The sequence below is a fragment of the Shimia sp. genome, from assembly GCF_041624275.1.
Classification (GTDB): Bacteria; Pseudomonadota; Alphaproteobacteria; order Rhodobacterales; family Rhodobacteraceae; genus Shimia.
The window spans coordinates 1-9020 of the sequence record NZ_JBFJVE010000129.1; the positions used below are offsets into that span (position 1 = coordinate 1).

The window sequence follows — 9020 nt, forward strand, 5'->3', positions numbered from 1 at the left end:
GACTTCACGCCGCTCAGCGACTGGCGGGCCAGCGCCGAATACCGCCTCACCGTGGCCGGCAACCTGCTGCGCCGCTTCCGGCTCGAGCAAAAGGGCGGGCCGGCGGCGGCGCTGCGGCTGCGCGCGTGAGCCGGGCGACATGGGGAAAGACATGAAACAGACCGCCACCATCCACGGCGCCGCCGGCCACGACCTGGCCCATGACAGCGCCGTCAAGCATGTCACCGGCCGCGCCGAATATACCGACGACATCGCCGAACCGGCGGGCACGCTGCATGCCTGTCTCGGCCTGTCCGAGGTCGCCCATGCGCGGCTCGACGGCATTGATCTCGACGCGGTGCGCGCCCTGCCCGGCGTGGTCGGCGTGCTGACGGCGGCCGATATTCCCGGCGCCAATGACATCAGCGCCACCGGCTGCGGCGACGAGCCGCTGTTTGCCACCGGCACCATCGCGTTTCACGGCCAGCCGCTTTTTGCCGTGATCGCCGACAGCCGCGACACCGCGCGGCGCGCGGCGGCGCTGGCGGTGGTGGACTGCAAGGCGCTGCCCCATGCGCTGGACGTGACCGCCGCGCGCGCGGCCGGCTACCCCCATGTCACCGACAACCTGACCCTGTCGCGCGGCGCCGTCGACGAGGCCATGCCACGGGCCGGCAACCGCATCGCCGGGCAGATGGTGATCGGCGGCCAGGACCACATGTATCTCGAGGGCCATATCGCCTTTGCCATCCCCGGCGAGGATGACGACGTGACCCTGCATGCCTCGACCCAGCACCCTTCCGAGGCGCAGCACGTGGTGGCCCATGTGCTGGGCGTGCCCTCGAACGCGGTGGTGGTCAACGTGCGGCGCATGGGCGGCGGTTTCGGCGGCAAGGAAAGCCAGATGAACCTGTTCTGCGCCGTCGCGGCGCTGGCCGCGAAACGCTGGCAGCGCCCGGTCAAGATAAGGCCCGACCGCGATCAGGACATGATCGCCACCGGCAAGCGCCACGATTTCGTCGTCGATTACGAGGTCGGTTTCGACGACGCCGGCCGGATCGCGGCGGTGCGCGGCGATTTCGCCGCCCGCTGCGGCTGGGCCGCCGATCTTTCGGGGCCGGTCACCGACCGGGCGCTGTTCCATGCCGACAATGCCTATTTCTATCCCCATGTGCGGCTGACCAGCCAGCCGATGAAGACCAACACCGTCTCCAACACCGCCTTTCGCGGCTTTGGCGGCCCGCAGGGGGCGCTGGCCGCCGAACGCATGATCGAAGAGATCGCCTATGCGCTGGGCAAGGATCCGCTCGAGGTGCGCCGGGCCAATTTCTACGGCGGCCCGGGGCGCGACCTGACGCCCTATCACCAGCAGGTCAGCGACAATATCATCGCCCGGCTGGTCGACGAACTGGAAGACAGCGCCGATTATCAGGCGCGGCGCAGGGCGGTTCTGGACCACAATGCCACGGGCGGCATCATCCGCCGGGGCATCGCCCTGACCCCGGTCAAATTCGGCATTTCCTTCACCGCCACCTGGTACAACCAGGCCGGGGCGCTGGTGCATCTCTACAAGGACGGCTCGGTGCATCTCAACCATGGCGGCACCGAGATGGGGCAGGGGCTGAACACCAAGGTGGCGCAGGTGGTGGCCGAGGCGCTGCAGGTCGATATCGGCCGGATCAAGATCACCCGGACCACCACCGAGAAGGTGCCCAACACCTCGGCCACGGCGGCCTCGAGCGGCTCGGACCTCAACGCCATGGCGGCGCTGGATGCCTGCAACCAGATCAAGGCGCGGCTGGTCGCTTTCGCCGCCGCCGAATGGGGCGTCGCGGCCGATGCGGTCGAATTCCTGCCCAACCGGGTGCGCATCGGGGCCGAGCTCTTGGATTTCGGCGATTTCGTCAAACGCGCCTATCTGGCGCGGGTGCAGCTGTCGGCCGCCGGTTTCTACAAGACGCCGGGCATCCACTGGGACCGGGCCGCGGGCAAGGGGCGGCCCTTCTACTACTTTGCCTATGGCGCCGCCTGCAGCGAGGTCAGCATTGACACGCTGAGCGGCGAATATCTTGTCGAGCGCACCGACATTCTGCACGATGTCGGCCGCTCGCTGAACCCGGCGATCGACCTCGGCCAGGTCGAGGGCGCCTTTGTCCAGGGCATGGGCTGGCTGACCACCGAAGAGCTGTGGTGGGACGACAGCGGCGCGCTGCGCACCCATGCGCCCTCGACCTACAAGATCCCGCTGGCCTCGGACCGGCCGCGCATCTTCAATGTCGCGCTCGCCGACTGGTCGCAGAACCGCGAACCGACGATCAAGCGCTCCAAGGCGGTGGGCGAGCCGCCCTTCATCCTCGGCATCTCGGTGCTCGAGGCGCTGTCGATGGCGGTGGCCTCGGTGGCCGATTATCGCCACTGCCCGCGTCTCGACACGCCGGCGACGCCGGAACGGGTGCTGATGGCGGTCGAGCGGCTGAAGCGGGGCTGAGACCATGCGGGCGACGGATTTCGCGGTGTTCCTCGCCCGCCAGGCGGCGCTGGTCGAGGCGCGGCTGACCCGGGTCGAGGGTTCGTCGCCGCGCGATGCCGGCGCGGTGATGCATGTCGCCCCCGAGGCGCTGTTCGGCACCATCGGCGGCGGCCGGCTGGAACATGAGGTGATCGCCCGCGCCCGCGCCATGCTGGGCAGCGGCGACACAGGCGACACTGGCGACACTGGCGCGACGCTCGAGATCACGCTCGGCCCCGACAGCGGCCAGTGCTGCGGCGGCAGGGTGCGGGTTGAATTGCGCGCCATGGCGCCCGCCGACCGCGAAGCGGCGCTGGCGCGGATGCGGCGCGCCGAGGCCGCGTGGCCGCAGGTGCTGGTGCTGGGGGCGGGGCATGTCGGGCGGGCGCTGGCCGACCTGTTGCAGCACCTGCCGGTGCGCTGCCGGCTGATCGATTCGCGCACCGAAGAGCTGGCCCGCTGCGGCGCCCGTGTCGAAACCCGGCTTTCGGCGCTGCCCGAGGCCGAGATCGCGGCGGCGCCTGCGGGCAGCGCCTATATCGTTCTGACCCACGATCACGGGCTTGATTTCCTGCTGGTCGCGGCGGCCCTCGGGCGTGGTGATGCCGCCTATGTCGGGATGATCGGCTCGGCGACCAAGCGGGCGCGGCTGCAAAGCTGGTGCCGGGCCACGGGAACCGGCCTGTCGCTTGACGGGCTGACCTGTCCGATCGGCGCCGGTGGTGTCACGGGCGGCGGCGGCGGCGGCGACAAGCGCCCCGAGGTGATCGCGCTGCAGGTGGCGGCCGAGGTGATGGCGGCTCTGGGCGGGGCCGCTGCCGGCAGGACCACGGCCGACGCGAGCTCTGCCTAGGGGGCGCTCAGCAGCCCCGACAACTGCCGCGCGGTGTCCTTCAGCACCTCAAGATGCCCCAGCGCCGCCGCCAGCGACAGGCGCTGTTCGGGGGCGTGGATCGACAGCGTCGAGACCAGCCGGCCATTGGGGTCGAGAATCGGCACCGCGACCGCGATCATCCCCTCCATGAATTCTCCGGCGTCGGTGGCATGGCCGCAGCGGCGCACCTGCTGGACCTCGGCGATCAGCGCCTCGGGGTCGGTGATCGTCGCCCCGGTTCGCGCGGTCAGGGCGGCGGCGCGCGCATAGGAGCGCAGGTGGCGGCTGTCGAGGCTGCTGAGGTACATCTTGCCGCTGGCGGTGCAGTAGAAGGGCACCCGCGTGCCGATCGGCAGCTGGATGCGCAGCGGCCATTTGGTCTCGACCCGGTCGAGATAGACCATGGCGTCGCGGTCCGGCAGCGCCAGGTTGCAGGTCTCGCCGACCTGTTCGGCAAGCCGGGTCAGGATCGCCACCCGCGAAGTGCGGATGCGCAGCGACGACAGGATGCCGGTGGACAGGCCGCGCAGCCGGCGGCCGGGCGAATAGCTGCGCCCGTCGATCTCGCGCTGGATGAAGCCCTCGGCCTCGAGCGTGGCGAACAGGCGGTGGATCGTCGGCTTGGGCAGGCCGAGGCTCTGGTTGACCTCGGTCGGGGTGATCGGAACCCCGGCCGATGCCATCGCCTCGAGGACCAGAAGCGGGCGCAGATTGGTCGGGATGGCCCCCGGTTTCTCGCCCTGTTCCGCGCTGTCTTGCGTCATCGTCTGCCTCTTCCCCGCTGCTCGGCGCAGCTTAGCGCGAAGCCGCGACCAAGGTCGAGGGCCGGCGCCGTGCCGTGCCGTCGCGTCGGGTGAAAATGGCGACCCCGGAAGGACTCGAACCCTCAGCCTATTGATTAGAAGTCAATTGCTCTATCCAGTTGAGCTACGGGGCCGCTCGGGCCCGGACGGGCCGGGCACGCCTCTGTAACAGAAGCGATTCTGCATGAAAAGCACCATTGACCGGCGCCGCCGTCTTCTTTCGCGGCGGCCCGGCTCAGGCCTTGGGATGGCTGCGGCGATAGACCTCCATCAGATGCGCGCCGTCGACGGCGGTATAGGCCTGGGTGGTCGACAGCGAGGCATGGCCGAGCAGTTCCTGGATCGCGCGCAGGTCGCCGCCGGCCTCCAGCAGATGGGTGGCGAAACTGTGGCGCAGCGCATGCGGCGTGGCGCTGGCCGGCAGGCCGAGCTGCATCCGCGTCGCCTGCATCAGGCCGCTGACCTGGCGCGGCGACAGGCGCCCGCCGCGCACCCCGCGAAACAGCGGCGCCCCGGGTTCCGGCGGATAGGGGCAGAGCCGCAGATAGGCAGTAACCGCGTCGCGGGCGGCGTCGATCACCGGCACCAGCCGTTCCTTGCCGCCCTTGCCGAGAATGCGCAGCACCGCCGGCAGCGGCGCGGCGTCGGCGTCGAGCCCCAGCGCCTCGGAGATCCGCAGCCCGCAGCCGTAAAGCAGCGTCACCACCGCCACGTCGCGGGCCGCCACCCATGGGGTCTGCGACTGCAACTCGACGGTGTCGATCACCGCCCGCGCCGCGGCGGGGTCGAGCGGGCGCGGCAGCCGGCGCTGGAACTTGGGGCTGCGCATCTGCAGCACGGCGGTGGCGTCGAACCCCTCGCGGTCGCAGAGCCAGCGATAGAAACTCTTGACCGCCGACAGCTTGCGCGCCAGCGAGGATGCCGCGACGCCGCCGGCGCGGGTATGGGCCATCCAGGCGCGCATGTCGCTGACGCCGACCTGTTTCACCCCGCCCAGCCCCTGCGGCGCGCCCTTGTGGGCGGTCATGAAGGCAAGGAAATCGACCAGATCGGCGCGATAGGCCTTGAGCGTGTTCGGCGAGGCACCGGCCAGCGCCGCGCGATTGGCCAGCCAGCCCTGCAGGGCGTCGCCGGCCGCCGGCGAGATCACGACAGCCAGCGCCGCATGGCGCGTTCGAAGACGCCGGCGAAAAAGGCCAGAAGATCGGTGCCCTGCTGCGGCGTGAACTGGTGCGGATCCTCGGCGCCGAGCGCCAAGAGACCGGGCAGCCGCCCGGCGCCGAAATCCAGCTTCAGGCAGGCCTCGGAGCGGATCCAGTCGGCGCGCGCGCCATAGACGCTTTCGGCGGCGCCCTGGATCTGGCGCAGGGTGACCTGGCGCAGCGGCACGTTGCGCCCGCCGGTCAGGTAGTCGTCGATATATCCCGGTTCGGCCACCGAGAGCACGTCGCCAAGGCGCTTGATCGCCGGGTCGTCCTCGGACTGCACCGATTCGAGCACCAGCCGCACCGCGTCGACGCGCAGGATCTCGGCCACTTCGCCGCCGAGGTCATGCAGGAAGGATTCGAACTCGACCGGGTCGAGCATGCGCAGGATGGCGCGGTGCACCTGGTTGGTGCCGGCGAGGTTCTCATAGGCGGCGGCGATGACGCTGCGGTGGGTGTCCTCGAGCCGGTCGAGCCGCGCCTCGAGCCGTTCCATGGCGATGCCGCGCAGGTCGACGATATTGCCGCCCATGGTCTTTTCATTGGCCGCGATCAGCGCCTTCATCAGGTCCTGATCCTCGAGGATCACATCCGGTTCGGCGATGATCTTTTCGCGCAGGGCGTCGTCGATTAGGGGCAAGCTGCTCATGCGGGCCTCGTCTTGTTTGGCGCGACTCTAGCAGAGCCGGGCGCGGATTTCCTCATCTTTTTCGCGAGGATTGTCCCGGATTGCCCCGGTCCCGGCCCCGGTCCTGATCCCGGTCCGGGGCAGGGGCGCTGCCCCACGTCGCCTTTCGTTGCGAAAGGCGACGCTCCCCGGGATATTTCCGGCAAGAGAAAGCCGGGGCTCAGAGGATCTTGATGCCGGCGGCCTTGATGTCGGCGAGGAAGGCATCGAGCCCCTTGTCGGTCAGCGGGTGGTTGACCATCGCCTTGATGACGGCCGGCGGCGCGGTCATCACGTCGGCGCCGATCAGGGCGCATTGGCTGACGTGGTTGACGGTGCGGATCGAGGCGGCAAGGATCTCGGTCTCGAAACCGTAGTTGTCATAGATCTGGCGGATGTCGGCGATGAGGTCGGTGCCGTCGAGGTTGATGTCATCAAGACGCCCCAGGAAGGGCGAGATGAAGGTGGCGCCGGCCTTGGCCGCCAGGAGCGCCTGATTGGCCGAGAAACACAGGGTGACATTGACCATATGGCCGTCGTCGCTCAGCGCCTTGCAGGCCTTGAGCCCGTCCCAGGTCAGCGGCACCTTGACCGCGATATTGTCGGCGATCTCGACCAGCTTGCGGCCCTCGGCGATCATCGCCTCGGCCTCGGTGGCGGTGACCTCGGCCGAGACCGGCCCGTCGACCAGGGCGCAGATCTCTTTCGTGACCTCGAGAATGTCGCGGCCCGACTTCTTGATCAGCGAGGGGTTGGTGGTGACGCCGTCAACCATGCCAAGGTCGTTGAGTTCGGCAATGGCGTCGATTTCGGCGGTGTCTACGAAGAATTTCATCGGTCGCATCCTTTGATGTCGTGAACATGGCTTGGCTTGCCTTTACCCGATTGCTAGCCTTGCCGAAAGCCCGAATTCCGCGCGGGATCGGGGCCGGTATTGGCCGAATCGGGGGCGGCGCAAGGTGGCCCGCCCGGGGCGTCTGGGGGACTCTTGCAAGAGCCGAGCTATTTTCAGGAAGGCGCGCTGGTGGCGGTGCTGACCAGCGAGCCGCTGGACCGTTTCCTCGACTACAGGGCGCCCGAAGGCGGTTGTTTCCAGGGCGCCTTCGTCGAGGTGCCGCTGGGGCCGCGCCGGGTGCTGGGCGTGGTCTGGGGGGCGGGGCGCGGCGATTTCGACCCGGCCCGGATCCGCGCCGTGCAGCGGGTGCTTGACCTGGCGCCGATGCGCGACGAGATGCGCCGCTTTCTCGAGCGCGCCGCCGAATACACGCTGACGCCCCTGCATGCGATGCTGCGGCTGGCAACACGGGCGCCGGGCCTGTCCGATCCGCCGTCGATGCGCAGGGTCTACCGGCTGGGGACGGGGGCGCCGGACCGGCAGACCGACGCCCGGCGCCGGGTGCTCGAGGTGCTTGGCGACCATGGCGGTCTGGCCTTCACGCTGGGCGAGCTGGCCGGGCTGGCGGGGGTGTCCTCGGGCGTCGTCAAGGGGCTGGTGAAACAGGGGGTGGTGCGCGAAGAGGACAGCCCGCGCGATCTGCCCTTCGCGCGGCTCGACCCCGATTTCGCCGCCAGGGCGCTGACGCCCGAGCAGGCCGCCGGCGCCGCGGCGCTGCGCGCGGGCGTGCGCTCGGGGCGCTATGGCACCACGCTGCTGCGCGGCGTCACCGGCTCGGGCAAGACCGAGGTCTATCTCGAGGCGGTGGCCGAGACCCTGCGGGTGGGGCGGCAGGCGCTGGTGCTGCTGCCCGAGATCGCGCTGACCGCCGAGTTCCTGACCCGGGTCGAGGCGCGGTTCGGCACCCGGCCCGCCGAATGGCATTCCGGCGTCACCATGACCGAGCGGCGGCGGATCTGGAAGATGGTCGGCGCGGGCGGGGCGCAGCTGGTGATCGGCGCGCGCTCGGCGCTGTTCCTGCCCTATCGCGACCTCGGGCTGATCGTCGTCGACGAGGAACATGACACCTCCTACAAGCAGGAGGATGGCGTTTTGTACAATGCCCGCGACATGGCGGTGCTGCGGGCCAGCATCTGCGGCGCACAGGTGGTGCTGGCCTCGGCGACGCCGTCCTTGGAAAGCTGGGCCAATGCCGAGGCCGGCAAATACCGCCGGCTGGAGCTGACCAGCCGCTATGGCGCCGCGGTGCTGCCGCAGATGCAGGCCATCGACATGCGCGCCGAGGCGCTGCCGCGCAACCGCTGGATCTCGCCCAGCCTGCAGGCGGCGGTCACGGCGCGGCTCGAGCGCGGCGAGCAGAGCCTGTTGTTCATCAACCGGCGCGGCTATGCGCCGGTCACCATCTGCCGCGCCTGCGGCCACCAGATCGGCTGCGACCATTGCGACGCCCGCATGGTCGAGCACCGGTTCCTGAAACGGCTGGTCTGCCACCAGTGCGGCGAGTCCAAGCCGATGCCAGAGGCCTGCCCCTCGTGCCAGGTCGAGGACAAGCTGGCGCCGGTGGGGCCGGGGGTGGAGCGGCTGGCCGAAGAGGCGCAGGAGCTGTTCCCCGAGGCCCGGCTGGCGGTCTTGTCGTCGGATCTCTTTGGTTCGGCGCGGGCCCTGAAAGAGGGGATCAACACCATCGCCGAGGGCGGCGCCGACATCGTCATCGGCACCCAGCTGGTGGCCAAGGGGCACAATTTCCCGCTGCTGACGCTGGTCGGGGTGATCGACGCCGACCTCGGGCTTCAGGGCTCGGACCTGCGCGCCGCCGAACGCACCTTCCAGCTGATGCGCCAGGTGGCTGGGCGCGCCGGGCGCAGCGAGAAACGCGGCGAGGCGATGTTGCAGACCTTCCAGCCCGAACACCCGGTGATCCGCGCCATTCTCGCCGGGGACGAGACCGGCTTCTGGCGGGCCGAGGCCGAGGAACGCCGCCATGCCGGGGTGCCGCCCTTCGGGCGCATGGCCGGGATCATCCTGTCCTCGCCGGACGTGCAGCGGGTGTTCGATCTCGGCAATGCGCTGGCCCGCAACGACGGCGCC

8 protein-coding genes and 1 tRNA gene are annotated in these 9020 nt (G+C 69.8%); 4 read left to right on the plus strand and 5 right to left on the minus strand.

The features are described from left to right. From ABZD10_RS10730 to xdhC, 3 genes are all read left to right on the plus strand, one after another. Positions 1-129, plus strand: a 129-nt coding sequence (locus ABZD10_RS10730) for a hypothetical protein (RefSeq protein ID WP_372886433.1), incomplete at its 5' end; no start/stop codon positions are given. Between the two features lie 22 nt (positions 130-151). Beyond that, a complete protein-coding gene (gene xdhB / locus ABZD10_RS10735; RefSeq protein ID WP_372886423.1) occupies positions 152-2467 on the plus strand; it encodes a xanthine dehydrogenase molybdopterin binding subunit in 2316 nt (771 codons plus the stop codon). A 4-nt stretch (positions 2468-2471) separates the two neighbouring features. Continuing rightward, on the plus strand, positions 2472-3341 hold the full coding sequence (gene xdhC / locus ABZD10_RS10740) for a xanthine dehydrogenase accessory protein XdhC (protein WP_372886424.1): 870 nt from the start codon (positions 2472-2474) through the stop codon (positions 3339-3341). Here the strand turns inward: xdhC and ABZD10_RS10745 are convergent. From ABZD10_RS10745 to fsa, 5 genes are all read right to left on the minus strand, one after another. Then, complete coding sequence (locus ABZD10_RS10745) at positions 3338-4126, minus strand: IclR family transcriptional regulator (protein ID WP_372886425.1); 789 nt, start codon at positions 4124-4126, stop codon at positions 3338-3340. The two genes, xdhC and ABZD10_RS10745, sit on opposite strands and share 4 nt — an antisense overlap. A gap of 96 nt (positions 4127-4222) precedes the next feature. Beyond that, positions 4223-4299: transfer RNA gene (locus ABZD10_RS10750), tRNA-Arg, on the minus strand. A gap of 101 nt (positions 4300-4400) precedes the next feature. Next, positions 4401-5315, minus strand: coding sequence for a tyrosine recombinase XerC (locus ABZD10_RS10755; protein ID WP_372886427.1), 915 nt, complete (start codon positions 5313-5315; stop codon positions 4401-4403). Next, the gene (locus ABZD10_RS10760) at positions 5312-6019 is read right to left on the minus strand and encodes a DUF484 family protein (RefSeq protein WP_372886428.1); all 708 of its coding nucleotides are present in this window, start codon (positions 6017-6019) and stop codon (positions 5312-5314) included. The genes ABZD10_RS10755 and ABZD10_RS10760 overlap by 4 nt, the downstream gene beginning before the upstream one ends. Before the next feature lie 199 nt (positions 6020-6218). Further along, positions 6219-6872 carry a fructose-6-phosphate aldolase gene (gene fsa, locus ABZD10_RS10765; RefSeq protein WP_372886429.1) on the minus strand — a complete coding sequence of 218 codons (654 nt, stop codon included), beginning with the start codon at positions 6870-6872 and terminating at the stop codon, positions 6219-6221. Between the two features lie 153 nt (positions 6873-7025). On the opposite strand from fsa, the gene ABZD10_RS10770 reads away from it, so the two are divergent. Continuing rightward, the coding region (locus ABZD10_RS10770; RefSeq protein ID WP_372886431.1) for a primosomal protein N' at positions 7026-9020 on the plus strand (1995 nt) is incomplete at its 3' end.